This is a genomic window from Bacillus sp. FSL K6-0268, from assembly GCF_038005425.1.
GTDB classification, from domain to species: domain Bacteria; phylum Bacillota; class Bacilli; order Bacillales; family Bacillaceae_G; genus Bacillus_A; species Bacillus_A thuringiensis_S.
Genome location: NZ_JBBOTF010000001.1, coordinates 544619 through 570220 on the forward strand (window position 1 = coordinate 544619; position 25602 = coordinate 570220).

Sequence of the window (25602 nt, forward strand, 5' to 3'; positions counted from 1 at the left end):
ATACATCAATTTAATATATGTGTAGTTGTGTGATTTAAATGTTGCATATTCTTTTTAAATTAGAAAGATGAAAAGTAAGTTTTTTCGGAAAATTTAAATAGAAACTATTGACTTTATGATTGGATTTTTAATACAATGATACTTCGACTGAAAAATTAGAACGGACAGGAGGGAATCGTCGAAATGAGCAACATATTTGAAGATGAGTTACAAAAAATGAAGGATACTTTGCATACGATGGATGAGCAATTGGATAAGCTTGAAAAAATCCCAGTTTATTATGGAGAAGATTTTAAGGAGCAAATTCTTGAAAGTATGAGAGAGTCTAATAGACAAAATTTACGTATTGGTGTGCAAGAGCCATACTTTGGAAGGTTAGATTTTCAGGAAGATGGTAAAGAAGCAGCTATGCCGATTTATATTGGAAAAGTAGGGGTTTCGGATATGGACACGATGAAACCAATCATTATTGATTGGAGAGCACCTGTCGCAAGTATGTTTTATTCATTTACCGGTGGAGAAGAATTAGCATTTTATCAATCACCAGATGGGTTAGTAGAAGGTGATGTGTATTTAAAACGAAACATTTCTATTCGAAAAAGAGAACTTGAACGTGTCGTTGATACATATGTAAAAGGAAATGAAGATGTATCACATGCCGATGATTTTCTTCTATATCGATTAGGTGAGAATAAAGATAATAAACTAAAGGATATTGTTTCAACGATTCAATCGGAACAAAATGATATTATTCGTGCGGAAAGAAACTTGCCATTATTAATTCAAGGGGTTGCAGGGAGCGGAAAGACAACAATTGCTTTACATCGCCTTGCTTTTTTGATTTATGAATATCGTGAGCAGCTAGAAGCTGAGAGAATGATCGTATTTGCGCCGAATAGTCTGTTTTTAGACTATATTTCGAGTGTACTTCCTGAATTAGGTGTAGGGAATATTAGTCAAACAACGTTTCCGGATTGGGCATTACGCACGTTAGATGATTCAGTGAAACTAAAGCAGACAGAAGAAAAATTGAAAGAAGCATTTTCAATTAATCGTGATGAAGAAAAGGTTATGCTCGGTAAATTGAAAGGTACACTGGAATTTAAGTTCTTTATTGAAGAGAGAATGATTCAATTTGAAAATGAATTAATACCAACAAGTGATTTTGAGGCATGGGACAAAGCTATTATTCCAGTAGAAGACATAAAAAAATGGATGCAAGTTGAATATAAACATTATCCATTAAAGAAAAGAAGAGAAAGATTAGTCGGCCGAATGAAGCGCTGGATTGAAATTGAACTGAAAAAGTATGGAGAAACAAACGAGAAGAAATTATTAAAAAAAGAAGCGACAAAGAGATTGAACACTTATATGAAGTTTTGGCCGAAAATGAGCCCACTTTCACTATATAGTTCAATATTGAAAAGTAAAGAAATACTCGAAGTATTGCCTGAAGAACTTGTGAAAGAAACTGAAAAGAGTTGTCGTAAAAAAGAAGTGTATGTAGAAGATTTACCAGCTTTAATTTACATACATCACCGCATAACAGGTATTGAAATCGGACAGAAATTCCATCACGTCGTTATTGATGAAGCGCAAGATTTTCCACCATTCCAAGTTTATGTATTAAAAGAAATTACACTAGGTAATTCTTTTACTATATTAGGTGATTTATCTCAAGCAATTTATGATTATCAAGGAATTGAAGATTGGAGTGCTTTTAAAGAAGTATTCCAAGAAACAGGTTATTATGAACTGACGAGAAGTTATCGTTCTACAAAAGAAATTATAGAATTTGCGAACGAAATAATTAAAAATGCAGAGATTCCAGTTGGGCTCGCAACACCAGTTTTTCGCAGTGGTGAAGATGTTAAGGTAATCCATGCAGAAGATCAATTTAATGAGATTATGAAGACGTTAAAACATCTACAAAACGAAGATGTGAAAACCATTGCGGTAATAGGAAGAACAGACGATGAATGCCGCGATATATATGAGAAATTAACAAAAGCAGGATTGGCTGTAAACGTTATTGAAGCAGATCAAAGTAAATATGAAGGTGGTATTTCAGTAGTACCTGTCTATTTAGCGAAAGGTTTAGAATTTGATGCGGTGCTTTTAATTGATGTGGATGAAGAACATTACAAAAACACAAAACATGATGCAAAGTTACTATATGTCGGATGTACGAGATCACTTCATGACTTATGGATTTTCCATAGTGGGGAAGCGTCACCTTTAATTAAAGGATTAAAATAAAGTGAAACTATAATCAGTGGGGAGTTTTACTGCAAGCTAATGTGGGATAAATATAAAAAGAGGATTTTCTAGTACTGTATGAAAATCCTCTTTTTTATATTGAAATGGTAGATGTGTAAAATGACAATAAAGTTATTTAATTTTAAAACCTAAAACAAGTATAACCCCGCTCTAAATTTAGGACGGGGTTAAAACATAGTTATTTAATTTTCGATATAAGATACTTCACTGTACTTAAAAATATAACAATAAAGTCGTTTGAAAATCTAAGTTTTATTCAACAATACCGCCCATTGTTGAATAATGTTCAATTTTAAACGAATAAAGCCATTAATATTAAATTTTGATAGCTATCATCCAATTTTACACCCTTTGCTTTTCTACCCTCTTCAAAGAAGCCTAGATTCTTATATAACTGGATTGCACCTAGATTATCTTCCATTACCTCAAGACAAACTTTTTCAATCTTACTGTTATTTTTAGCCCAATTGATTAACGTTTCTAGAAGAGCTCTTCCAATACCATAATTTCGATATTCAGGTAGTATGGTCATCGCAAAAGCCCCTTGATGACTAATTTTTTCTTTGTTTCCGTTCTTAAAATCTATTGCACCGACTAACTTACCATCAACTTCAGCAATAAACTGTACATAATTTGGATTTTCATGATAAGCTTTTAACGTTTTTTGAATAGCATCGATACGCACCTTTTTTACATCCTCAACCGTACTTAGCATGTATGGAGCGTTTATTAAAGCTTTTGAAGCAGAATCTAGTATTCTTTCTGCATCCTGTTCTTTAGCTTCTCTAATTATTACTGTTTTTCCATCCTTAGATTTATAAGTAAAAACATTAGTTGATAAGATACTACACACACCCTTTCGGAATATAATTAATTAAAATTTTTAACTGTTTCGCGATTCTTAAGTAAGAAAAAGTCGTATCACCTTTTTCTGCATTCGCTCTGCTTCAACTTAATAACGATTATTTCAAATGTTTCTAATTTTTACAATAATTTATTCCGTTATATAACCCGATTTTTGAATAACATGACTGGCGTTTTTTAAACAAATTCATTATCTCTGTACAAGATGAATTAACGACTTGAGCTGTTGTATAAATAATATACAATGACCTTTTCTAATTCCTTAGTTTGTCCTTTTTCCCGTATACGAACGGCATCTACTGGAATTTGTGTATGTTTTAACCAATCTAGAATAAGGTGTAGTTGTACTTGTATTTGACCAATGTGTAGCTTCTTTATGTTCTTATTCTGAATTCTATTAATTAATTGCAGCATATAGGGAAGTTTTTCTATACATTCGCTTAAATCTCCGCAATAACCTGAAGGGAATTCATTTGTACCAAATTCTAAAGTATTGATGTAATTAGAAACTAGGTATATCATGGCTTTTTGTTCGGTATAACCACCTAATTCAATCGCTTTTCGAAGGGATTTTTCTAAATCGTCTTCTTTATTGCTAGAGTCCATATAAATTCCTATCCATCTAAAAGGTCTTGAATCAATCGGATTGTTTTCTGTCCATCTATATAGAATATCAATTAGAAAACTATTTAGTGAGAAAGTTAAGACCTCATCTTTTTCGTTTAATGCATCTAAAATAGTAAACAGCGAAATGGCAAACTCTTCTTGATCTTTTGATTCCCATTTCTTTGCATTTGAAATAAATGTCTCTAAATGTTTATAAGCTAATTTTCGAAGTCCCGCTTCGCGATGCTGACAGTAACAAATAAAATCATGCCAATGTTCATTTGTATTCATATTTATAATAATGGTTTGTAATGCAGTGTGAGGTTTATGTATTATAAGTCCCCCAATCTATTAAGAACGTGTTGAAAATTTAGTGTTATTATATCATTACATAAATTAAAAAGGGAGAGTTACTATGATTACAAAAGTAATTACGAAAAGTAATTGGGAAATAGCAAAAATAATTGGAGAAATTAATGAAGATTCACTTATAGAAGAGGGATTTATTCATTGTTCATTAGTAGATCAAGCTTTAAAAGTTGCAGAAAAATATTTCAAGCATGAAGAAGATGTTTTATTACTTACAATTGATCCAGCCCTATTAAAAGCAGAAGTAAAATATGAACTTGCTTCTAACGGTCAAGAATATCCGCATGTTTACGGAGTAATTAATGTTGAGGCGATTGTAGAGGTTGTTCCATTGCATAAAGAAAACGGAGAGTTTATCCCGCATTAACAGACAGCTCGATTGGTGAGGGCTGATAATCAGTGGGGAATGAACCAAACCCCCACTGATTAAAAAAGATAAGTATGTTATATATGTTAGTGAGAAAAGCGCAAATCATATAGTTAGTGTGTTTTATTATCCGTTTTTTTGTAAAAAATATTGTTTTTATCACACTAATACTGTACGATACATAGTATAAAACATATACTGTATGACATATAGTAATGGAAAAGAGGTGAGTGAATGGATGCTTTATTAAATTCGTTAATTACTGAACTAAGAAGAGGAACATTAACATTAGCGGTTTTAAGCCAGTTAAGAACACCGCAGTATGGGTATTCACTTGTCCAATTATTGGAGAAATCAGGGATCACAATCGATCAAAGTACTTTATATCCACTACTTCGCCGATTAGAAAAGCAAGAGCTAGTGACGAGTAGTTGGGATAAAACGGAGAGTAGACCGCGTAAGTATTACGTTTTAAGTGAATACGGATTAGAGATATTTTTGCAGTTAAAAAAGGAATGGATAAAGGATTCGAAGGAACTTTATAACTTATTAAAGGAGGACAAGAATGAATTTAATTGATATTTATGTCGAGGAAGTAGCGAAGAGATTACCTGAAAAAAATCGTGAAGATATTATTCTTGAACTACGGTCAACAATCGAGGATATGTTACCGGATGATTATAATGAAGATGATGAAAAAAGAGTTCTTGAAAAATTGGGAAGTCCAGTTGCATTAGCTAATGGGTACTTGGATAGACCAATGCATTTAATTGGACCACGTTATTTTGATGTATATATGACATTATTAAAAATGATCTTACCAATCGCAGTTGTAATTGCGCTTATTTCAATGGTTGCAGAAAATTTTATTAGTTATAGTGGTGATCAGGCTGTATTAAATGTTATTTTAAAATTGATAGGTGAAGGCATTGGAAGAACGTTTGAAGTAGGTTTCCAAGTATTTTTCTGGCTGACAGTTGTGTTTGCTGTTATAGAAAGAACGGATAAAGAAAAGGACCCACAACCATTAACAACAAGTTTAAAAAAATGGACGCCAGATGATTTGAAAAATATTGCGTATATCCCGAAGAAAAAGGCGATCTCAAAGTTTGAAGTGTTTGGAGGTCTAATGTGGACGGCAATATGGGCTACACTTTACTTCTATGCGAATCATCTCGTTGGCGTATACAATGGTACGGAAAATGGACTGAAGTTTGTCTCGCCAACTTTTAATCAAGATGTTTTACTGCAGTACTGGCCAATTGTTGTAATTATGATCGTTTTTGAAATAGGTATATCCCTTTATAAATTAGTGCAAGGAAAATGGACGCAAAGATTGGCGATTGGAAATGCTATTCTTCAAGTAGCTGGGACGATAGTATTCATTGTAATTGTAGTAAATCCACATTTATTTAACACAGGATTTATTACGTATTTGGCAAATGCATTTACTATTTCCACAGAGGAGTTTAAAACGTGGCTCATTGGGGGAGGAATTTTCTTCTATACGTTATCTGCTGCAATAAATATATTTGATGGTTTCCGAAAAGCTAGTATTCGTACGTAGATAAAAATCGGAAATTTCGGTAAAATAAAACTATTAAAAAGATAGTGAAATAAGATGAACATGATGAAAGGAAGAAAACAATGATAAGGGAAGCAACGAAAAGAGATTTAGCATACATTTTAGATATTTATAACGATGCGATACTTTATACAACAGCTGTATATGCGTATAAACCTGTAACCCTTGAAAATAGAATAGATTGGTATGAACAAAAAAAGGCCGAAGGGTATCCAATTTTTATATACGAATTAGATAATAAAGTAGTAGGATTTGCGACATTCGGCCCATTTAGAGCGTGGCCTGCTTATAAATATTCAGTTGAACATTCTGTGTATGTAGATAAGACATATAGAAAAAATGGCATTGGGTCTTTATTCATGAAAGAATTAATTAAAATTGCGAAGGAACGAGAGTATATGACCTTAATTGCTGGAATTGATGCAGAGAATGAGAAAAGTATTGCCTTGCATCAAAACTATGGATTTGTTCATGCAGGGACAATAAAAAAAGCTGGTTATAAGTTTAATAAATGGCTAGATTTAGCTTTTTATCAGCTGGAGCTTAACGGTCCTGAAAATCCTATAGAAGAATAAATATTTTTCGGTAGCAAGAAAAAATTCATGCTACCTTTTTCTTATTTTAATAGCTGATGAAAAGGTTTTTTATATTCAATATTGAATTATTAGAAGTTAATATAACGATATGAAAAGACCTGCGGTAGTATGTCAACTGAAAAATAATATATTTTGAAGTTATCAAAGGACAAATTGCTTAAAAAAGACATCACGAAACTAGACCAGCACCGCATGTAAAATACTGGAATTGATTGAAAGGTAGCGATGACAAGTTTTATGTCACACTTTCACACACCTTTCAGGCGTAAAGAGTTGGTGATTACGTAGTAGCGCATCCACCAATCGCACAAATTTTCTTGCGGTTAGAACGAGTGCACGTTTGTGTTGATGTTTTGGTACTTCATTATACTTTTTTGCGTAATATTCTTGGTATTCCAATACATGCTTTCTTACAGAGTTGGCGGCTTCAACTAAGTAATACCGCAAGTAATGATTCCCATTACGAGATAATGAAGTATTTTCAGCGGTGAACCGGCCAGACTGGTATGTACGCCAATATAACCCGGCATATTTTGCGATTTTGGTTTCATCGTCAAATCTTTCGATTTGGCCAATTTCAGCGATAATACCAGCGGCATATATAGGCCCGATTCCAGGAATGGATTCTAATGTTTGCGTTAATCCAGCCATGATCCGCTTAATAGATTTTTCTAGTTCTTTAATTTGTCTTTGATAGGTACGAATGATTTCGATTGATGTTCCTAAAAGAATATCGATTGAGTCTTCTACCACCTTATCTAAACGGTACGACGTGCGAACAGCCTTTTGAATGGTTGATGCGACACATTTCGGGTCACCAAATCGATTTTTACTCTTTTCCTGTAGGAACTCAGCGAGTTCCTCTAAAGGCATGTCAGCTAGCTCTTCTAGACTGAATTTTTCAAGGAACAATTCCATCATGGCGTTACCAAATATAGAAGAATCGACTTCTTGTGAGAACGTATTACATTTATAACTTAGGTGTTGTAGAAAATGTTGTTTCTCCTTTGTCAACATTCTAACGAGTTGATAACGAGCTCTTGTTAATTGCTGTAATGCCACGTATTGACTTTCTTTCACGATGGACATTTGATTTCGCCCAAATCGTAAATAATCAGCGATGACAAAGGCATCAATTTCGTCAGTCTTATTCATGTCTGAATAACTTTTCTTGAAGTTTGCGACTTGTTTTGGATTTAGAAGAAATACCTTTGTGCCAAATCTTTTTAAGTCTTCGTCATGATGGAGAAACATGGATGGGTGAAAACTGTAAACAGATGTAGATTCTAAGCCGATTTTTAAAGTTTCAACCTCTTGATTGGTTGTGCACTGTAATAATCGTTCTTTAAGTACCTGTGCACCTGGTAAGTCATTACTGACTGAAAAAGAATCTAGCTTTTCTCCTTCACCATTTAAAAAGCAAACTTTCATATCAAACGAACTTACATCTAGACCAACAAATAATCTCACGTAAGAGACCTCCTTTCGATTTAGAATCATTGCTTGGACGTCTCGAGATATCTCTAGTGTGTACGCCGACCAACAACCTCGTGTATAAGAGCTAGTCCTGAATCGAAAGCCGCCCTAGAGCTACTAACATCTAGGTTCGAGGATCAGGCTGCTCAGCCTGCGAGTAGGGAGCCCCGCGCGTTCACTGAGAAACACTCTTTTCGTGTGGTAAATCCACAGGGGAATACAGAATTGTCCCAAATGATCCTAAGACCATTATCTAGAAATATCTTGAGACGTCCAAGTATTTTCTTTATTACTGGACTCTTATTAGAGAGAAAAACTAAGCCTGAGATAGGGCTTAAATATTAATATACGAGAGGGATGGAAATGGAAACTGTCATAAATAAAATAAAAGAGGTACAATCTAATTATGTGGGAATGGAAATTTATTCTACAAAAAAAAATCGTATAGTTGCTTCATATAATAGTGAATTAAATATTCCGTTAGCATCAGCAGCAAAATTAGTTATTGGATTTGTAGTAGCACAAATGGTGAAGGAAAATAAACATAATTGGAATGATATACTTCATCACATTAAATTTAATCCGCATGAAGATAGTACGCAGTTATATCCGCATTTACAAGGAAGAACTTCTTTAACACTTAGTCAAGCGGTCGAGGTAATGATAGCTTGTCATGATAGTTACGTTGCACAGTCAGTTGTAATGCACTGTGGTGGATGGGATGCTGTGAAAATGTATGTACAAACGTACTTTTCAAAAATTCATATACAAGAGAATGCTAGAGATGAGAAAAATATTGGAGACTTAAATGAAGTTCTTGCCCTTTTGATACAAACCTTTCAAGGTTATAAATCAGAACCAGAATTATGGGAACCAATTATTAGTGGCATGGTAAGACAACAAGGAGAGTATGAAGAAATCCCATATTATCATTTAGCTCATATGACAGGTGGATTGCTCACAGCTACAATAAATATTGGTATAATAGGAATGTTTAACGAATTTCCGCTTCTTTATGTGATTGGGGGAAAAGATTTACCGAATCGACGTGAAAATAAAGAGGTAGATGAAGCTTTTGCAGTAGTTTTAAAGTACATATACAAAGAATATAGTGAAAACATGCTAGGAGTGAGCGGTTGAAAAGAAACTTAAAGACTTCAACAATCATTATTTTAATTTTAACGATTATTGCTCTTGAAGTTGGAATCGCACTATCTAATCACAATTTGTCATTAGATACAATTTACTTTGCAGCAATCCTTATTTGTATTGTATTGCTTTTTGGTACACGTGTTTCTGAAAAGAAAGAAAGTAAATCGAAACGAGGGCGAAGAAAAACAGCTCTTATATTTTGGCCATCTATTTTATTGTCTATCACTTGTTTCGCAGTTATAAGTTACATAAGGATAGGCTATGTCTCTGTACCAGGGATAATTGGCTTTTCATGCTTTGTTACATATGGTGGATTCGTATGTATTAGTATTTTAAAGAGAAAAAATAAAATGTAGCTTACTGAGCTGAAAGGAAGCAATATATATGAAACATATAAAGAACGGTACACGCACTGAAGGAGAATATATTAAAAATAAAGTTATTCAATATAATATGTCCATCTTAACAGATGAGGCAAGACAGACGATGGAAGAAGTAAGCCTCGTAGTAAAAAATGAAGAAGGAAAAATTTTTGGTGGCGTAACAGGTACGATGTATTTTTATCACCTTCATATCGACTTTTTATGGGTTGATGAATCAGTTCGTCATGACGGTTATGGTAGCCAACTTTTACATGAAATTGAAGGTATTGCGAAGGAAAAAGGGTGTAGATTAATATTGCTAGATTCATTTAGTTTCCAAGCACCAGAATTTTATAAAAAGCACGGTTACAGGGAGTATGGTGTCGTTGAAGATCACCCGAAAGGTCATAGTCAGCACTTTTTTGAAAAGAGATTATAAAGTGAAACTTTAATCAGTGGGGGTTTTACGGGTAGCCGGATCCCACCAAACTTCTTTGCTTTTGCTGAATTTTGAGGTGGGGTCTTACTGCACGGCAAATAGCGGGATAATAATATTATGTATACTGGTTGATGGGAGAAAGCATATGTACACGTATAAATTGCAACAAGAACAACCAGTCTGTGCAGAAAAAATAAAAAAACTTTATGATTCTGTCGGTTGGTGGCCAGAAAGAAAAGAAGTCGATATTGAAATAATGTTAAAGAATAGTATAGCAATTGGAGTATGGGAAGAAAATGAATTAATTGGATTTGCTAGAGTCGTTTCTGATGGTGTTTTTCGAGCATACATTGAAGATGTTGTCATACATGAGAGTGTAAGAAATAAAGGTATTGGAGAGAAGATGCTTACAATATTACTTCGAGAAATATCTCATATTGATATTGTTAGTCTATTTTGCGGAGAGAAGCTAATAAAGTTTTATGGTGAGCAACAATTTCAAGCAACGAAGCAAATTGTGATGCATCGTAATCAAACAGGGAAAGAATAAGAGGTGCCAATTAAAATGAATGCAACAAGAGCGTACTGTTTATCGAAAAGAAAAGCGACAGAAGATTCTCCAGATGGTTGGAGTGCAACATGTATGAGGCTTAATAATAAAATATTTGCGATAGTAAATCATGAAGAAGGTGAAAAAGCTGCGATTACATTGAAGTGTGATCCAGAAGTCGCATTAAGAATAAGAGAAGATTATCCAGAAACAATTATTCCAGGGTATCATATGAATAAAAAACATTGGAATACCGTTTATATTCGTAAGGGTATAGAACAGGAGCAAATAAATAAAATGATTGATTGGTCGTATGATTTAGTACTACAATCATTTTCAAAGAAAAAGCAGCAGGAGTTAATGAATTAATATGTATTAGGAGTGTGTGTAATGAAAGATTCGATTAAAGATACGTATGATAAATTAGCGAGTACATATAAAGAAAATCTAGATTTCGCAAATCCATATAACAGTTATTATGAAAGACCGGCGATGATGGAGCTTATTCCAAAGGAACTAGAAGGAAAAAAGATACTAGATGCTGGATGTGCAGCTGGATGGTATACTTCTCAATTCATAGGAAGAAGAGCAAATGTTACAGCAATTGATATAAGTCCTGAAATGGTAAAAGCAGCAAAAGAAAATATAGGAGAAGAAGCAACGTTCCTTTGTCATGATCTGCAAGAAACATTGCCATTTGAAGATAGTACGTATGATGTGATTGTAAGTTCGTTAACTCTTCATTACTTAGAAAATTGGAATCAAGTATTTCAAGAATTTCGTCGTGTACTGAAGCCAGGTGGAGAACTTATTTATTCTATTCATCATCCTTTTATGGATTTCACAAAGTTTCCATGTGAAAATTATTTTGAAAAACAGTTATTAATAGATACTTGGGTTAAACCGAATATTACTATTGAAGTCAAGTTTTTCAGAAGGTCACTACAAGACATAATAAATGAAACTACAAATTATTTTGTATTAGAAGAGATAGTGGAACCGAAGGCAGTTGAAAAGATGAAAGAAGTAGACGAAAAATCATATTATTATCTAAATATGAATCCACATTTTCTTATCATAAAAGCAACTAATAAATAGCTAGTAAAATAACTTTATTTTACTAGCTATTTACAGTTATACATTATATATTAGGAGACTTTAAAATGAATACGAAACGAAATAGAGTATTATATGCACTATTTACTATAGTTGTTATTATTTTAGGTCTTAGCTCAAGGAAGTTTTCTTTTGCACTACCACATCTATTAAATGATTACTTAGGCGATGCTTTATGGGCATTAATGATTTTCACTGGCTTTGGATTTTTGTTTCTTAAAACAGAGACGAAGAAGTTGTCTTTTATTAGTTTAATGTTTTGCTACGGGATTGAAGTGAGCCAATTGTATCATGCTGAATGGATAGATAGCATGCGTGCAACGACTTTGGGTGGACTCGTGTTGGGATACGGTTTTTTGTGGAGTGATTTAGTGGCTTATACAATTGGTGTTGGAGTGGGAATACTGTGTGAGGTTATTTTTCGGAAGAAATAAGAATTGTAAAAGGAGTATTTGTAAATGGAACAAGCACTGGAAATTGCAAAGTTTTGGTTTCAAAATGAACATGTCACAGCTACTGTAATGCAACCAAAAGTAGCGAAGGTTATATGCAAGAATAAAGAGTATATTTTAAAGAGAACGGGATCGATAGACCAACTTCTAGTTGAATTCGATGTTTTGGATCAACTGTATGAAAAGGGAATTAAAGTACAGAGAGTAGTAAAGACAGAAAATGATGAACAATATGTATTATATAAAGAAAAATATTATTGCTTATATGAGTATGTTGCCGGAAGTGTTTTAGAAATAAAAGATACGGATAAGCTGGAAAGGCTAGCAAGTACAATTGGAGAAGAAATAGCTAATCTGCACAAAGCATTACATTCGGTGAATAGTGATCATGAGTTAATAAAAAGAAATTTATATAAGACGGTATTTGAATGGGCTATACCAATTTTAGAAAAGAATGAGTATGTTCATCGAGAGGTAATTCAAAAGATGGAGCGAATGCACACAGATTTCAAGGAAACGGTCCATCCATTACCGAGACAAATTATTTATCGTGATATGCATCTATCAAATGTAATCTTTAAAGATGATAAACTGGAAGGGTTTATAGATTTCGATATTTTAGAAAATAATGTAAAAATATTTGATATATGTTATTGCTGTACAAGTGTATTAAGCGAGGTATTTAGTGATGAAAGATTAAGAGGAAAATGGTTACATATCGTTAGCAAAGTCTTTGAAGGTTATTATAAACAAAATGATTTAACGAAAGAAGAACTAAAAGCTATTTGGTATGTTATGCTTTCAATTCAAATTATCTTTATTGCTTATTTTGTCCAGTTACCAGATTTATTAAAGTTAAATGAAGAAATGTTCTTCTGGATCTTTGCTAATAAGGAAGATATTGAAGAAGTTATAGAAGGTATCGTAAAGGTATGAAAAAAATAATATTAATTGGTTCTGGTGGTTCAGGAAAATCTACACTAGCAAGACAGTTAGGAAATAAATTAAATATTAAGGTGCATCATCTTGATGTATTATTTTGGAAACCGAATTGGGAAGGTGTTCCGAGAGAAGAACAAATAACAGTTCAAAATAACTTAATTAAAGATGAGAAGTGGATTATTGATGGGAATTATGGCGGGACGATGGGTATCAGACTGAATGCAGCTGATACAATTATTTTCCTTGATATTCATAGAACAATTTGTATTTATCGTGCTTTTAAAAGAATTGTAAAATACCGAAATAAAACAAGACCAGATATGGGCGCGGGGTGTGAAGAAAGATTTGATTTGCAATTTTTTAAATGGATATGGGAATATCCTAATGCTAAACGACCTACAATTTTAAAAGAGTTAGAGCAATTGCCCGAAGAGAAAAAGGTTATTGTTTTAAAATCTCCAAATGAGGTTCGGAAATTTTTAGAGCACATATAATAATAGAATGTAACACAAAAATTCTTTGTGGATCTTACCGATTAGTTTAATAAAACTAATCGTTTTTTATTATGAAAAATTTAACGCTTTTTGAAAATTGTATTTTGTAATGAGTATATGACTATAAGTTCATATAAAATGAACGTTTGGAGGAATAGAAAATGACTAACGATTTAATTCAACTAATCGATTCATTAATGGTCAATATTCCAGCTGGAGAGGTAGTATTAAGAGATGATCGAATAAAAAAAGAATGGCTAGTACAAATTCAACCATTTCTTCTTGCAAAGTATGCTGTAACAATGGAACTATATGATGCTATTACAAATAGTACATTAAATAATTTTGAAAAAAATCATAAACCAGTTGTAAATATTTCATGGAACGATGCCATTGCGTTTTGTAATGTACTTTCAAAAATAGCGGGATTAAAAGAATATTATTCTATTAGTGATGTTGGTCAAATTGTGAAATGTAATTTAGATTCGAATGGCTACCGATTACCATCTGAGGCAGAGTGGCAATATGCATGTAAAGCAAGTACAACCGGATATACATACGGGAAACTTCTTGATATAGCGTGGTATAATGAAAATTCAAATGGACAAATTCATGACGTTGGCCAAAAGGAACCGAATGCATGGGGACTTTATGATATGCTAGGGAACGTTTGGGAATGGTGCTATGATTTGTATGATGAAAAAGTATACGGATCATACCGCATTTTTCGTGGAGGTAGTTGGGCGGAGGCAGCGAGAGGTTGCGGCGCTACTTGTCGTCGCCGAAGCCATCCCACATTTCATATAGAAGATCTCGGTTTTAGACTTGCTAGGTCAATTTAGCAGGAATATGATACGAACAACAAAGAAAAGAGTATGGAGAGAATCCATACTCTTGCTAACATAGAAATGATTTAACGTAAGGAGTGTTTATAATGGCGCGTGTTTTATGTATTAACGCTGGATCAGAAGGACATATAAATCCAACTTTACCGGTTGTAGAAGAATTGATTTCTCGCGGTGAAGAGGTCGTTTATTTCTCAATAGAAGCTTTCATGGAGCGGATTGAAAAGACAGGTGCTACTGTACGAACGATTGATGATCAAAAATTTATAAAAGCGTTTCTATCTGGAGGCAGAAATTATTTACAGGAAAGAATAAACGGTCTTCTACATACAGCGGATATTGTTATACCTAGTGTTCTAGAACAAATTGAAGGTGAACATTTTGATTACATAATTCATGATTCTATGTTTGGCTGTGGGCACTTAATTGCTCAAATTCTTAAACTGCCATCCATAAATTCATGTACATCTTTTGCGCAGGATGAAAAATCTTTTGAACAAATGTTAGGTCATCTGTCAAAAAATATTCCAGTAGAAATTCATGATAAAATACAGAATGATTTTCAAAACTTAACGAAGGGAATTGCTGAAAAATATGGTGTTGAAATAAAATCACAGTATGAAGTTTTCTGTAATCCTGCACCCCTTACTATTGTGTATACAATTAAGGAGTTCCAGCCTTTTGGTGATACGTTTGATGAAACATATAAATTTGTAGGACCATCTATCTCTGCACACGTGAAAAACAGAGACGTTGATTTTACTTCAATTGAAGAAAAAAGTCCGATTTATATTTCATTAGGTACTGTTTTTAATGAAGCGATTGACTTTTATAAACTGTGTATGAAGGCCTTTGAGAATAGTGAGCATACAATTGTTATGTCTATTGGTAATAAAACGAAAATAAGTAATCTAGGCGAAATTCCTAAAAACTTCATTGTGAAACACTATGTGCCTCAAACCGAACTGCTTACTTATACGAAACTATTTATTACACACGGCGGGATGAACAGTACGCATGAAGGACTATATAACGGGGTTCTGCTCGTTGTAATACCGCAAAGTGCAGATCAGCCAGCAATCGCAAAGCAAGTGGAGAGTCTTGGAGCAGGAGTTCAATTACATATGAATGAATTAACCGTGGAGAAATTGCGTGAAAGTGTGGAGTTAATTTTAAATAACCCTTCATATAAAGAGGCTGCTTTGAATTTGAAGGAATCATTCCGAACATCGGGTGGATATAAGGAAGCTGTTGATGAAATTTTTACATTTGTAGGTCAGTAATAAATATAAAGTTATACATGAAAAAAGTGTCTATATTAAATGATATAGACACTTTTCTGTTGTAAGAAGAGAAGAATTGTTTAAATGGAAAAAATGAAAATACTAAATGTGAATTTTGAGAACTAAGTCTACAATTTCTGCTGCACACTTTTATTTTATCCCGTATTAACCGACCGTAAAACCCCAACTAATTAAAGTTTTACTTTATGATTTCAGGATGTGGTTTTATATGTTAGTAATAATTTCACTGTTTCTGCACAACTTCTGCACATGCTTAGGCGAGTTCTATGTCATGATATATTCATAAAGTGAAATATTTCACAAGGAAAAAATATATTTTCACTGCGGTGTATGCATAATTAATACATACATCGGTACAAGTTTGTCTCTTGTTATTCTTTTACATCAAAGCCCACATTCCACTACAAAGTATAACAAGAAGGAGACATGAACATGAATAATCGATTTTTAAAACAACTACAAAACATGAAAATGAACAAAAAAAGTTTAGGAGCTGTAGCATTAACAGCTGGAATTATTAGTACGACACTTATTCCTCAAAATGCTTATGCGCACGGTTTTGTTGAAAAGCCCGGTAGCCGATCCGCTTTATGTAGTCCAACTTATGGTGCGCTAAATGTAAACTGCGGAAGTGTTATGTATGAACCACAAAGTTTAGAAGCTCCAAAAGGGTTCCCACAAGGTGGTCCAGTAGATGGACAAGTTGCTTCAGCAGGCGGAAAATTTGGTGGTATTTTAGATCAACAAACAGCAAATCGTTGGTTTAAAAATACAATCACTGGTGGGGAAAATACATTTACTTGGAAGTATACTGCGCCTCACTTAACGAGTAAGTGGCATTACTATATTACTAAAAAAGGATGGAATCCAAATAAAGCGCTAACAAGAGCAGATTTTGAACCAATTGGAACTGTGCAACACGATGGTTCTGCAGCTTCAAATAATTTAACTCATAAAATTAATGTACCTACTGATCGTAGTGGATATCATGTGATTTTAGCAGTATGGGATGTAGCTGATACAGCAAATGCATTCTATAATGTAATTGATGTTAATCTTATTAATGATGTGAAACCAGACATAGAAGCGCCAAGTATTCCAAATGGACTTCAGACGAAAAAAGTAACAGCGAATAGTGTAGAACTAACATGGAACTCTTCTACGGATAATGTAGGGGTAAAAGGATATCAAATCTTCCGTAACGGAGAGATGATCGATACAATACTAGGCACTCATTTTATTGATAAGAAATTACAACCAAGCACAGAATACTCTTATACTGTAAAAGCAATTGACGCAGCTGGAAATGTATCGAAAGAAAGTACAGCGCTTACAGTAAAAACAACAGTTGCGACTCCTGATACAGAAGCACCAACACAACCAAAAGGATTACATAGTATGGGAACGACAGCATCAAGTGTGGATTTAATGTGGAGTCCATCTGACGATAACATTGGTGTAGACCATTATGATATTTATAGAGAAATAGAAGGATTAATGAAAAAGATTGCAACATCCAATACAACTTCTTATATGGATAAAAATCTGCTTGCTAATACTACTTATAAATATGTAGTGAAAGCTGTTGATGTAGCTGGAAATGAATCCGTACAGAGTGATATATCCACAATTACTACAAAAGCTGAAAGCGCTTCATATGAAGCGTGGGATGCAAAAAAAGCATATAAAAAGGGAGATAGAGTTCTACACGAAGGAAAAGTATATGAAGCAGTCCAGAGTTATCAAGGAAATGGTGATCCAAACTGGATTTATGCATTATCATTATGGAAAACAGTGTAAGCTTTACCTAGGCATGAACTAAGAGATGATGGGCTTTGATGCAAAAGGGAATCTTGAGAATTCGCTTTTCTATTTATAAAAAAGACGACGTATTGAACTGACCCCAAAAAGTTAGACAAAGAAGTTAAGCGACTGATTGGATGTGAGTCCGGTATTGTACTGGACTCATTCCATTTAACTTCACTTTAATTCTTTTGTGATTATAATAATGAATATAATTCTCTAATTCTATCTTAAAATGCTCCATACTTTCAAAATCTTTAAGATAGAATAATTCAGATTTTAATAAGCCAAAGAAGTTTTCTATGACTGCATTGTCCAAACAGTTTCCCTTACGGGACATACTTTGGATAACCTTATGTTTTTTTAGTGATTGTTGATATATCTTCATCTGATAATGCCATCCTTGATCTGAATGAAGAATAGGAGTTTCTCCATCATTTAAGCGTGTAAAGGCTTTATTAAGCATTTTTGATACAAGTGAATACACAGGTTTATTTTCTATATTGTAAGCTATAATCTCCCCGTTATATAAGTCTAAAACAGGAGATAAATATAGTTTTTTACCATGGAGATGAAATTCAGTGACATCTGTTACCCACTTTTCATTAGGCTTAGATGCATTAAATTCACGCTTCAAAATATTCTTTGCGAATTTCCCTACTTCTCCCTTATATGAACGGTATTTTTTTATACGAACCATGCATTTTAATCCAATAATATTCATTAAACGACGAACTGTTTTATGGTTTAATATATATCCACGGTTACGTAATTCTAATGTGATACGACGATAACCGTATCTACCATAATTCTCTTCAAAAATCTCTTGGATTAATTCTTTAATGTTCTTATATTTATCTGGACGTTCCATTTGTTTAATCCAGTAATAGTACGTACTGCGGGCAATACCAGCGATTTTCACAAGATCGATGATTTTGTATTCGTGCCTTAATTCATAAATTACCTGTGCTCTGTCTTGATCTATGATTTGTTCTTTTTCTGAACTAAGGCATTTAACTTTTTTAAATAATCATTTTCCATACGTAAAAGTTCATTTTCTGCTTGTAGTGCTTCTATAGACCCCTCAACTAGCACTGTATCTTTTTTGGGTTGCACCTTAACCTTCTTATTTTTCATAGCTGGACGTCCCTTCCGCTTTGAACGTAGGGCATCCACACCATTTGAATCATAAGCTACTTTCCATCTACGAATTATTTCAGGAGAGGAAATATTAAAAATTGCCGCTGTTTCTCTAATAGATGTCCCTTGCGTATCCATATATTTAAGCACATCTAGTTTATACTGAAGCGAATAAGTTGTATAGCGTTTTTCAAAAGCTTTTTCTCCAAATGCCTCATATTGTTTGATCCACTGATAAATTACACTAGAATGAATCCCTAGAGATTTAGCAAGCCTTTTTCCACCATCTATTCCATTAAAATATTGTTTTACTATCTGTATCTTTTCTTTAGGAGAAAACTTTCCCATAAAAAAATACACCTCCAATTGTTAATTGTGTCTAACAATTGGGGTGCACATCAAATTCGTATGGGGCTTGAATCTTATACACCTGAGCATCTTACTTTACTACGCTTATTAATCGCTTCATTTATACTTCTGTTGTTTTCTTTTATCTACAAGTTACGGCTACCGGATTTAAAGGATATCCCAGCAATTTTTATGTTCGGTGCTTTAGGATTCACTTTTTATCACATTGCATTAAACTACGGCGAAAAAACAGTAAATGCTGGTTCTGCAAGTTTAATTGTTTCGGTCACACCTATAGTAACGGCAATTCTTGCTTCTATATTTTTAAACGAAAAAATGAAATTAAATGGTTGGATCGGTGGTGTAATTAGTTTTATAGGAATTGCTCTCATATCATTTAGTCAAGGAGATAGTATTCAATTAAATAGTGGGGGATTATTTATATTATTTGCAGCAATTTCAGAAAGCCTATATTTTGTTTTTCAAACTTCTTACTTAAAAAAGTACGGCTTCTTACCATTTACCATATATACAATTTTATCTAGTACTGTATGTATGCTTATTTTCTTACCGGGAATGTATCAAGAAATACTAGCAGCTCCTCTTGAAGTGAATGTGAGTGTTTTATATTTAGGCTTATTTCCAACAGTACTCCCATATATCGCATTGGCCTATATCATATCTCATGCTGGTGCTGCTGAGGCAACAAGCTCTCTATATTTAACCCCAGTAACTGCATGTTTTATTGCTTGGTTATGGTTAGGAGAAGTGCCAACTTTAGTTTCGATAATTGGCGGAGGGATTACTATACTTGGTATCGTGATTGCTCATATACCAGTATTAAGAAAAGAAAAACATAGGAATTTAGCAAATAATCAATCCGTATAATGTAATTCAATAATGATTTTATGATACTTTTTCATATAGTTTCTTTCTTATGTTGATAAATATAATATTTTGTATTTCAGTTAAATATTGTATGTTACATTTTATGTAGTAAGCATTTTAAAAGGAGATGACAACATAATGAATGGAAAAAGAAATATTTTCACATGTATTTCTATTATAGGAATCGGTCTAGCTAGTTTTTCTAGTTTTAGTTTCGCAGCAAATGTAACGGACAATTCAGTACAAAATTCTATTCCCGTAGTTAATCAACAAGTAGCTGCTGCAAAGGAAATGAAACCATTTCCCCAGCAAGTTAATTATGCAGGTGTTATAAAACCTACTCATGTTACACAGGAAAGTTTAAATGCTTCTGTAAGAAGTTACTACGATAATTGGAAAAAGAAATATTTGAAAAATGATTTATCTTCTTTACCTGGTGGTTATTACGTAAAAGGAGAGATTACGGGTGATGCGGATGGGTTTAAGCCACTTGGAACTTCAGAAGGTCAAGGGTATGGGATGATAATTACAGTATTAATGGCTGGTTACGATTCGAATGCCCAAAAAATCTATGACGGTTTATTTAAAACAGCAAGAACTTTTAAAAGCTCTCAAAATCCTAATTTAATGGGATGGGTTGTCGCAGATAGTAAAAAAGCACAAGGTCATTTTGATTCTGCTACTGATGGGGATTTAGATATTGCGTATTCTCTTCTTCTTGCTCATAAGCAGTGGGGATCAAATGGAACAGTTAATTATTTAAAAGAAGCACAAGACATGATTACAAAAGGTATTAAAGCTAGTAATGTTACAAATAATAGCCGACTAAATTTAGGAGATTGGGATTCTAAAAATTCACTTGATACGAGGCCATCTGATTGGATGATGTCACACCTTAGAGCATTTTATGAATTTACAGGTGATAAAACTTGGCTTACTGTTATTAATAATTTGTACGATGTTTATACGCAATTTAGTAATAAGTACTCTCCAAATACAGGACTTATTTCAGATTTCGTTGTAAAAAACCCACCACAACCCGCACCTAAAGACTTCTTAGAGGAGTCAGAATATACAAATGCATATTATTACAATGCTAGTCGGGTACCATTGAGAATTGTAATGGACTATGCGATGTACGGCGAGAAAAGAAGTAAAGTCATTTCTGATAAAGTCTCTTCATGGATTCAAAATAAAACGAATGGAAATCCTTCTAAAATTGTGGATGGTTATCAATTAAATGGATCTAATATTGGTAGTTATTCAACTGCTGTATTTGTTTCACCGTTTATTGCTGCAAGTATAACGAGTAGCAATAATCAAAAGTGGGTAAATAGCGGTTGGGATTGGATGAAGAATAAGAGAGAAAGCTATTTTAGTGATAGTTATAATTTATTAACTATGTTATTTATTACAGGAAATTGGTGGAAACCTGTACCTGATGATAAAAAAATACAAAATCAAATAAATGATGCAATTTATGAAGGATACGATAATTAATTAAATTTGAGAATGGTTACTTAAGAAAGGAATTAGCATACGCTAGTTCCTTTTTAATATTTTGTAAAACATTATCCATTCTAAAATTCGCATAGATATACTTGCTTTTTTCATATACATAGTTATTGATGACTCTATGTTTTTATGAGGGGAGAGTATTTCTTGGAAAAAGTATTATTTTTCGGAGACCCAGGTATTGATGACTCATTTGCCATTATGTATGGTTTACTGCATCCCGAAATTGAAATTGTAGGTATTGTAACTGGATACGGAAATGTTGAGCATATACATGCTGCACATAATGCAGCGTATATTTTACAGTTAGCAAATAGACAAGACATTCCTGTCATTAGTGGTGCAACAAAACCACTTACAGAAGAAATTACTACGTACTACCCTGAAATTCACGGAGCAGAAGGATTAGGGCCCATCCATGTTCCAGAAAGCGTATTATCTATTCCAATATACAATTTTGGTAGTATCGCTGCGATTCTTGTAAAGTACGGAAAAGATTTAACGATTGTTGATGTAGGAAGATCTACCTCGTTAGCAATTGCTTTTAATTTATGGAATGATTTAATGCTAAATGTAAAAGCAATATATTTCATGGGTGGTGTTTTTTTAGAAGTAGGAAACGTTACGCCGTTAGCAGAGGCAAATGTGTATGGAGATCCTATAGCAAGTAAAATTGTTTTCCATCAAGCAAATAATTTATTAATATTCCCTTTAAATGTAACAAACAAAGCTGTGTTAACACCAAATGTATTTAGCTATATTCAAGCTAATACAAAGAATCCATTTCATATGATAATGAAACCAATGTATGACTACTATTTATCTGCATACCAAAAACTTAATCCATCTATCGAAGGACCTTTGCTACATGATGTGGTTGCAATAAGTGGATTAGTAAATCCAAGTTTTTTTGAATTTGTGCATCGTACAGTAAATGTAGATACATACGGAGATACGAAAGGACAAACATTTGCTGATTTCCGCCCTAGCTCTATACCTGAAGGGGCCCATATAGCATTAGAAATAGATGAACAAAAATTCATTCAAGATTTTATAAAAATCATGTTATAAGTTGTTGTCGAAAAAGGGAATTATTTCAATGCGTTGAATATAAAAATACATCCCTCTAGATAAAGGAGCTTACAATATTGAATGTCCAGTTAAAGGTTGTTACGAGAGAAAATTGGGAAGAAGCATTAAAGCTACAAGTTAAAGAAAATCAGTTGAAATTTGTTCCATCCGTAGCAGTTTCGCTTGCTAAAGTATATATAAAACCAGATGGTGACAATGTAGAGTACATACCATTCGCTATATACGTTGGTGACCTTATGGTTGGTTTTGTAATGCATGCAGTTGTAAGAAAGACATCAGATATGTATTGGATTAACGGATTTATTATTGATCAAAAGCAGCAAGGTAATGGATATGGAAAAGCAGCATTACAAGAAAGTATTAATATAATAAAAAATACTTTTAAATCGTGTAAAGAAATTAGATTAACCGTACATAAAGATAATATCTCTGCAAAGAAACTATATGAACGATACAGTTTCAAATCATTAGAACAGGAGTATGATGGCGAGCAAGTATATCGTTTATTTGTTTAACTATTAGGAAGTAAAGGCGTGAAATGAAATATGCAATTTACTGAAGTGAAAATTGAAGTGTTCATTCCTGAAGAATATATTGAAACATTAAGGGATGAATTAAATAAAATTGGAGCATGTAAAACGGGCGAATATGACCATTGTCTTTCCTATAGTTCAGTGAAAGGATATTGGAGACCGTTAGACGAGGCATCTCCTTTTAATGGAGAAATTGGTCGAATATGCGAAGGGCAAGAATGTAAAGTTGAAATAAAGTGTAAACGAGAACTTGTAAAAGATGCTCTTGAAGTTATTAATGATATTCATCCGTATGAAACACCTATGATTTATATTATACCAATACTAAATGACTATTTTGAGCAACTATACATTGAATAACTAGGAGGAATATCAATTGAAAAGTAAATTTCATCATATTGTACGAGCAGTCATGATAAAAGATGAAAAATTATTAGTTGCTGAATATATTGGCCATCATTATTTTTTACCTGGTGGCCATGTTGAAATTGGAGAATCAGCAGAGAATGCATTAATAAGAGAGTTAAGAGAAGAACTTGGAGTAAACTGTAGTATACAACAATTTTTAGGAGTCATAGAAAATCAATGGCAAGATAAAGAAGTGCTTCATCATGAAATTAACCACATTTTTGAAGTAGAGTCACAAGATTTACATACGGACTTACCACCGAAATCTAGCGAGTCTCATTTAGCATTTCAATGGATAGATTGTAATAAAGAAGCCTTAAATCATTATGAAATCATGCCAATGCCTTTAGTGAAGGAAATTACTAGAAAGAAAGTTAAGTGATGAACTACTAAATTGTTGGATTAGTAATTTTTAAATCACTTTATTTATAGTAAATACGTCCATCGAATGAATATAAAGAAAATAGGCTGAAAAACAAGGTACATCACCTAGTGTAAGTTCATATTTTGTTGATGTACGCATTTAGTCTATAGTCTTGTTTCTACTTTGTTCACAAGAATTTATTAACTTTAATATTTGGGCGGAATTTATATTTATAAATGGAGGGGTTCTTAATGAATCAGTTTCAACATGAACTACAAACATTAAATCTTAATGATTATCAAACTGGTAATGTTGTGTATTGGGATCAACAACAAAGTCAATATCCATACTACTACATTCAAGACGATGCACGTCGTTGCGGAGGATGCGGAGGTTGTGGTGGACGCTGTGGCGGTTGTGGCGGCGGTAGATGTGGTGGCTGTGGTGGACGTTGCGTAGATTTGTATACATACGAAAAGTTGATTTCTTGGGTAGAAAATATAAAAGAAAAAAATCAAAGTTCTGCTGCAGCACTTTGTATTATAAAAGATAATAAAATCGTGCTAGAGCATTATAGTGGTTATCACTCAAATACATCTACAAGCAAGAAAGTAACAGCACCTTCACAATTTAACGTTGCTTCTGCTAGAAAAAGTTATTTAGGATTAATAATAGCGTATGCGCTTTATGAGGGGAAAATAAACTCTATTGATGATGAAGCGATAAAATATTTTAAAGACTTTGATCCTGTATTGCTTGGTAAAACGACGATAAGACATTTAGTAACACATTCGCACGGATTAGAAGAAACGAATGACGGGACAATTTTTCGTGAATTTGAACCGGGACAATCATGGGCGTATAGAGATATTAATGTAAGAATGATGACACGTCTTATTTATCAGCTATATAACAAAAGTTTTCCTGAATTGTTAAAAGAGCGTGTTTTTAAACCTGCTAAATTTCAAGAAACAGGATGGAGAATACAGCAAGATGAAAATTTGGTTGAAATTATTAATAATCCAAATGAAGACCCGATAAGTGGAATTGGTACAGTAAATGATGGTACTGAAAAAAATCTATTTGTCTCAGCTAGAGAATTTGCGCAGTGGGGCAATCTTCATCTAAATCAAGGCATGATACATGATAAACAAATCGTTCCAAAAGAAGTTATAAAAATTGCTACGAGTTTGCAGAGTCCAACATTTATAAACAAAGAGCTACCACAAAATGGGGTGTTTTGGTTCATCCAAAATGAGCCTGCACAATTAAGCGAACTTGGTGAACGTATTCCAAAAGGGTCGTATCAAATATTAGGGATTACTGGACCGACTATTTTAGTAATACCTGAATATAATGTAGTTGTTGCAAAAATGTATAATAAAAGATATAACTACGGCGGTGATAATTACTTATATTATTTACGTGAATTTAGTAATTTAGTCGCTGATACATTTAGTAACCGTATTAGGGCATAATTACTCCTATAACAAAAAGGGGTGATTGAAAGTGAAAGATAAAGTGAACAAAAATAAAAAGCAAAATATAAAAGATGTAAATACAGAGCAAAATGCAATTTATAGCGATCCTAAAGATGCAGCTAATATGCAAACTGTACCGCAGCCGAAAGATTTTGATGAAATCGAATATTAATTTTTCATCCGACTATATGATGAATGAAAAATACGTCTTAAGTCTCATAACATTTAAGA

At 33.3% G+C, this 25602-nt stretch carries 28 protein-coding genes and 1 pseudogene; 25 read left to right on the forward strand and 4 right to left on the reverse strand.

The genetic code is table 11. The features are described 5' to 3' along the window. The first annotated feature begins 183 nt into the window (after positions 1 to 183). Complete coding sequence (locus tag MHI28_RS02765) at positions 184 to 2259, forward strand: HelD family protein (protein WP_000065164.1); 2076 nt, start codon at positions 184 to 186, stop codon at positions 2257 to 2259. A gap of 313 nt (positions 2260 to 2572) precedes the next feature. Here the strand turns inward: MHI28_RS02765 and MHI28_RS02770 are convergent, their stop codons facing one another. Together MHI28_RS02770 and MHI28_RS02775 are read right to left on the reverse strand one after the other, a co-directional pair. Next, positions 2573 to 3133 carry a GNAT family N-acetyltransferase gene (locus MHI28_RS02770; RefSeq protein ID WP_000337118.1) on the reverse strand — a complete coding sequence of 187 codons (561 nt, stop codon included), beginning with the start codon at positions 3131 to 3133 and terminating at the stop codon, positions 2573 to 2575. A 221-nt stretch (positions 3134 to 3354) separates the two neighbouring features. Continuing rightward, on the reverse strand, positions 3355 to 4041 hold the full coding sequence (locus MHI28_RS02775; RefSeq protein ID WP_001095278.1) for a hypothetical protein: 687 nt from the start codon (positions 4039 to 4041) through the stop codon (positions 3355 to 3357). A 124-nt stretch (positions 4042 to 4165) separates the two neighbouring features. On the opposite strand from MHI28_RS02775, the gene MHI28_RS02780 reads away from it, so the two are divergent. From MHI28_RS02780 to MHI28_RS02795, 4 genes are all read left to right on the forward strand, one after another. Next, positions 4166 to 4486, forward strand: a complete 321-nt coding sequence (locus MHI28_RS02780; protein WP_000629079.1) for a DUF952 domain-containing protein — start codon at positions 4166 to 4168, stop codon at positions 4484 to 4486. A gap of 234 nt (positions 4487 to 4720) precedes the next feature. Then, on the forward strand, positions 4721 to 5065 hold the full coding sequence (locus MHI28_RS02785) for a PadR family transcriptional regulator (RefSeq protein WP_000339346.1): 345 nt from the start codon (positions 4721 to 4723) through the stop codon (positions 5063 to 5065). Then, a complete protein-coding gene (locus tag MHI28_RS02790) occupies positions 5052 to 6053 on the forward strand; it encodes an HAAS signaling domain-containing protein (protein WP_001048843.1) in 1002 nt (333 codons plus the stop codon). The genes MHI28_RS02785 and MHI28_RS02790 overlap by 14 nt, the downstream gene beginning before the upstream one ends. A gap of 80 nt (positions 6054 to 6133) precedes the next feature. Next, entirely contained in the window at positions 6134 to 6646 is a 513-nt protein-coding gene (locus tag MHI28_RS02795) for a GNAT family N-acetyltransferase (RefSeq protein ID WP_000617519.1), read from the forward strand. Positions 6647 to 6907: 261 nt separating this feature from the next. On the opposite strand, the gene MHI28_RS02800 is transcribed toward MHI28_RS02795, so the two are convergent. Beyond that, positions 6908 to 8137: an IS110 family transposase gene (locus MHI28_RS02800; protein ID WP_100909797.1), complete on the reverse strand. Its 1230-nt coding sequence runs from the start codon at positions 8135 to 8137 to the stop codon at positions 6908 to 6910. Positions 8138 to 8506: 369 nt separating this feature from the next. On the opposite strand from MHI28_RS02800, the gene MHI28_RS02805 reads away from it, so the two are divergent. The 12 genes from MHI28_RS02805 (at position 8507) to MHI28_RS02860 (ending at position 17599) form a co-directional block, all read left to right on the forward strand. After that, positions 8507 to 9283, forward strand: a complete 777-nt coding sequence (locus MHI28_RS02805) for a serine hydrolase (RefSeq protein ID WP_000450755.1) — start codon at positions 8507 to 8509, stop codon at positions 9281 to 9283. After that, positions 9280 to 9651 carry a hypothetical protein gene (locus tag MHI28_RS02810; RefSeq protein WP_000827988.1) on the forward strand — a complete coding sequence of 124 codons (372 nt, stop codon included), beginning with the start codon at positions 9280 to 9282 and terminating at the stop codon, positions 9649 to 9651. Before MHI28_RS02805 ends, MHI28_RS02810 begins: the two co-directional genes overlap by 4 nt. 28 nt (positions 9652 to 9679) lie before the next feature. Next, positions 9680 to 10096, forward strand: coding sequence for a GNAT family N-acetyltransferase (locus tag MHI28_RS02815; RefSeq protein ID WP_000680538.1), 417 nt, complete (start codon positions 9680 to 9682; stop codon positions 10094 to 10096). Between the two features lie 145 nt (positions 10097 to 10241). Beyond that, positions 10242 to 10646 carry a GNAT family N-acetyltransferase gene (locus MHI28_RS02820; protein WP_000288980.1) on the forward strand — a complete coding sequence of 135 codons (405 nt, stop codon included), beginning with the start codon at positions 10242 to 10244 and terminating at the stop codon, positions 10644 to 10646. Between the two features lie 15 nt (positions 10647 to 10661). Beyond that, a complete protein-coding gene (locus MHI28_RS02825) occupies positions 10662 to 11015 on the forward strand; it encodes an MmcQ/YjbR family DNA-binding protein (RefSeq protein ID WP_000994625.1) in 354 nt (117 codons plus the stop codon). A 21-nt stretch (positions 11016 to 11036) separates the two neighbouring features. Next, on the forward strand, positions 11037 to 11744 hold the full coding sequence (locus MHI28_RS02830; protein ID WP_000655260.1) for a class I SAM-dependent methyltransferase: 708 nt from the start codon (positions 11037 to 11039) through the stop codon (positions 11742 to 11744). A 65-nt stretch (positions 11745 to 11809) separates the two neighbouring features. Further along, positions 11810 to 12196, forward strand: a complete 387-nt coding sequence (locus tag MHI28_RS02835) for a ribosomal maturation YjgA family protein (protein WP_001093452.1) — start codon at positions 11810 to 11812, stop codon at positions 12194 to 12196. Between the two features lie 24 nt (positions 12197 to 12220). Beyond that, positions 12221 to 13150 carry a phosphotransferase enzyme family protein gene (locus MHI28_RS02840; protein WP_340827599.1) on the forward strand — a complete coding sequence of 310 codons (930 nt, stop codon included), beginning with the start codon at positions 12221 to 12223 and terminating at the stop codon, positions 13148 to 13150. Then, complete coding sequence (locus MHI28_RS02845) at positions 13147 to 13650, forward strand: DNA topology modulation protein (protein ID WP_000720571.1); 504 nt, start codon at positions 13147 to 13149, stop codon at positions 13648 to 13650. Before MHI28_RS02840 ends, MHI28_RS02845 begins: the two co-directional genes overlap by 4 nt. A 161-nt stretch (positions 13651 to 13811) precedes the next feature. After that, positions 13812 to 14492: a formylglycine-generating enzyme family protein gene (locus MHI28_RS02850; protein ID WP_000180349.1), complete on the forward strand. Its 681-nt coding sequence runs from the start codon at positions 13812 to 13814 to the stop codon at positions 14490 to 14492. A gap of 92 nt (positions 14493 to 14584) precedes the next feature. Then, positions 14585 to 15778, forward strand: a complete 1194-nt coding sequence (locus tag MHI28_RS02855; RefSeq protein WP_000124870.1) for a macrolide family glycosyltransferase — start codon at positions 14585 to 14587, stop codon at positions 15776 to 15778. 453 nt (positions 15779 to 16231) lie between these two features. Continuing rightward, the gene (locus MHI28_RS02860) at positions 16232 to 17599 is read left to right on the forward strand and encodes a lytic polysaccharide monooxygenase (protein WP_001065153.1); all 1368 of its coding nucleotides are present in this window, start codon (positions 16232 to 16234) and stop codon (positions 17597 to 17599) included. 124 nt (positions 17600 to 17723) lie between these two features. Here MHI28_RS02860 and MHI28_RS02865 read toward each other — a convergent pair. Beyond that, positions 17724 to 19090, reverse strand: a protein-coding gene (locus tag MHI28_RS02865; protein ID WP_327947199.1) for an IS3 family transposase whose coding sequence is annotated in 2 segments (ribosomal slippage) — positions 17724 to 18628 and positions 18628 to 19090 — 1368 coding nt in all. Because the reading frame shifts where the segments join, the coding sequence is not laid out codon by codon here. Positions 19091 to 19096: 6 nt separating this feature from the next. On the opposite strand from MHI28_RS02865, the gene MHI28_RS02870 reads away from it, so the two are divergent. The 8 genes and pseudogenes from MHI28_RS02870 (at position 19097) to MHI28_RS02905 (ending at position 25543) form a co-directional block, all read left to right on the forward strand. Next, entirely contained in the window at positions 19097 to 19978 is an 882-nt protein-coding gene (locus MHI28_RS02870; RefSeq protein ID WP_445661795.1) for a DMT family transporter, read from the forward strand. 138 nt (positions 19979 to 20116) lie between these two features. Then, positions 20117 to 21478, forward strand: coding sequence for a glycosyl hydrolase family 8 (locus tag MHI28_RS02875; RefSeq protein WP_001013608.1), 1362 nt, complete (start codon positions 20117 to 20119; stop codon positions 21476 to 21478). Between the two features lie 162 nt (positions 21479 to 21640). Next, the gene (locus MHI28_RS02880; protein WP_000416783.1) at positions 21641 to 22564 is read left to right on the forward strand and encodes a nucleoside hydrolase; all 924 of its coding nucleotides are present in this window, start codon (positions 21641 to 21643) and stop codon (positions 22562 to 22564) included. Between the two features lie 77 nt (positions 22565 to 22641). Further along, positions 22642 to 23100 carry a GNAT family N-acetyltransferase gene (locus tag MHI28_RS02885; RefSeq protein WP_001102680.1) on the forward strand — a complete coding sequence of 153 codons (459 nt, stop codon included), beginning with the start codon at positions 22642 to 22644 and terminating at the stop codon, positions 23098 to 23100. Positions 23101 to 23130: 30 nt separating this feature from the next. After that, on the forward strand, positions 23131 to 23478 hold the full coding sequence (gene cutA, locus MHI28_RS02890; RefSeq protein WP_001160789.1) for a divalent cation tolerance protein CutA: 348 nt from the start codon (positions 23131 to 23133) through the stop codon (positions 23476 to 23478). Between the two features lie 16 nt (positions 23479 to 23494). Further along, a pseudogene (locus MHI28_RS02895) lies at positions 23495 to 23942 on the forward strand (NUDIX domain-containing protein). 199 nt (positions 23943 to 24141) lie between these two features. Beyond that, positions 24142 to 25368 carry a heterocycloanthracin/sonorensin family bacteriocin gene (locus tag MHI28_RS02900; RefSeq protein ID WP_340827601.1) on the forward strand — a complete coding sequence of 409 codons (1227 nt, stop codon included), beginning with the start codon at positions 24142 to 24144 and terminating at the stop codon, positions 25366 to 25368. 31 nt (positions 25369 to 25399) lie between these two features. After that, positions 25400 to 25543: a hypothetical protein gene (locus MHI28_RS02905; protein ID WP_000653680.1), complete on the forward strand. Its 144-nt coding sequence runs from the start codon at positions 25400 to 25402 to the stop codon at positions 25541 to 25543. Positions 25544 to 25602: the final 59 nt, after the last annotated feature.

Excerpts from the sequence above, each read along its gene's own strand:
- MHI28_RS02795 (WP_000617519.1), top strand. The coding sequence starts at position 6,134 with ATGATAAGGGAAGCAACGAAAAGAGATTTAGCATACATTTTAGATATT.
- MHI28_RS02825 (WP_000994625.1), top strand. The coding sequence starts at position 10,662 with ATGAATGCAACAAGAGCGTACTGTTTATCGAAAAGAAAAGCGACAGAA.
- MHI28_RS02820 (WP_000288980.1), top strand. The coding sequence starts at position 10,242 with ATGTACACGTATAAATTGCAACAAGAACAACCAGTCTGTGCAGAAAAA.
- cutA (WP_001160789.1), top strand. The coding sequence starts at position 23,131 with ATGCAATTTACTGAAGTGAAAATTGAAGTGTTCATTCCTGAAGAATAT.
- MHI28_RS02875 (WP_001013608.1), top strand. The coding sequence starts at position 20,117 with ATGAATGGAAAAAGAAATATTTTCACATGTATTTCTATTATAGGAATC.
- MHI28_RS02775 (WP_001095278.1), bottom strand. The coding sequence starts at position 4,041 with ATGAATACAAATGAACATTGGCATGATTTTATTTGTTACTGTCAGCAT.
- MHI28_RS02860 (WP_001065153.1), top strand. The coding sequence starts at position 16,232 with ATGAATAATCGATTTTTAAAACAACTACAAAACATGAAAATGAACAAA.
- MHI28_RS02765 (WP_000065164.1), top strand. The coding sequence starts at position 184 with ATGAGCAACATATTTGAAGATGAGTTACAAAAAATGAAGGATACTTTG.
- MHI28_RS02815 (WP_000680538.1), top strand. The coding sequence starts at position 9,680 with ATGAAACATATAAAGAACGGTACACGCACTGAAGGAGAATATATTAAA.
- MHI28_RS02830 (WP_000655260.1), top strand. The coding sequence starts at position 11,037 with ATGAAAGATTCGATTAAAGATACGTATGATAAATTAGCGAGTACATAT.
- MHI28_RS02855 (WP_000124870.1), top strand. The coding sequence starts at position 14,585 with ATGGCGCGTGTTTTATGTATTAACGCTGGATCAGAAGGACATATAAAT.
- MHI28_RS02900 (WP_340827601.1), top strand. The coding sequence starts at position 24,142 with ATGAATCAGTTTCAACATGAACTACAAACATTAAATCTTAATGATTAT.
- MHI28_RS02835 (WP_001093452.1), top strand. The coding sequence starts at position 11,810 with ATGAATACGAAACGAAATAGAGTATTATATGCACTATTTACTATAGTT.
- MHI28_RS02785 (WP_000339346.1), top strand. The coding sequence starts at position 4,721 with ATGGATGCTTTATTAAATTCGTTAATTACTGAACTAAGAAGAGGAACA.
- MHI28_RS02840 (WP_340827599.1), top strand. The coding sequence starts at position 12,221 with ATGGAACAAGCACTGGAAATTGCAAAGTTTTGGTTTCAAAATGAACAT.
- MHI28_RS02845 (WP_000720571.1), top strand. The coding sequence starts at position 13,147 with ATGAAAAAAATAATATTAATTGGTTCTGGTGGTTCAGGAAAATCTACA.
- MHI28_RS02780 (WP_000629079.1), top strand. The coding sequence starts at position 4,166 with ATGATTACAAAAGTAATTACGAAAAGTAATTGGGAAATAGCAAAAATA.
- MHI28_RS02790 (WP_001048843.1), top strand. The coding sequence starts at position 5,052 with ATGAATTTAATTGATATTTATGTCGAGGAAGTAGCGAAGAGATTACCT.
- MHI28_RS02805 (WP_000450755.1), top strand. The coding sequence starts at position 8,507 with ATGGAAACTGTCATAAATAAAATAAAAGAGGTACAATCTAATTATGTG.
- MHI28_RS02850 (WP_000180349.1), top strand. The coding sequence starts at position 13,812 with ATGACTAACGATTTAATTCAACTAATCGATTCATTAATGGTCAATATT.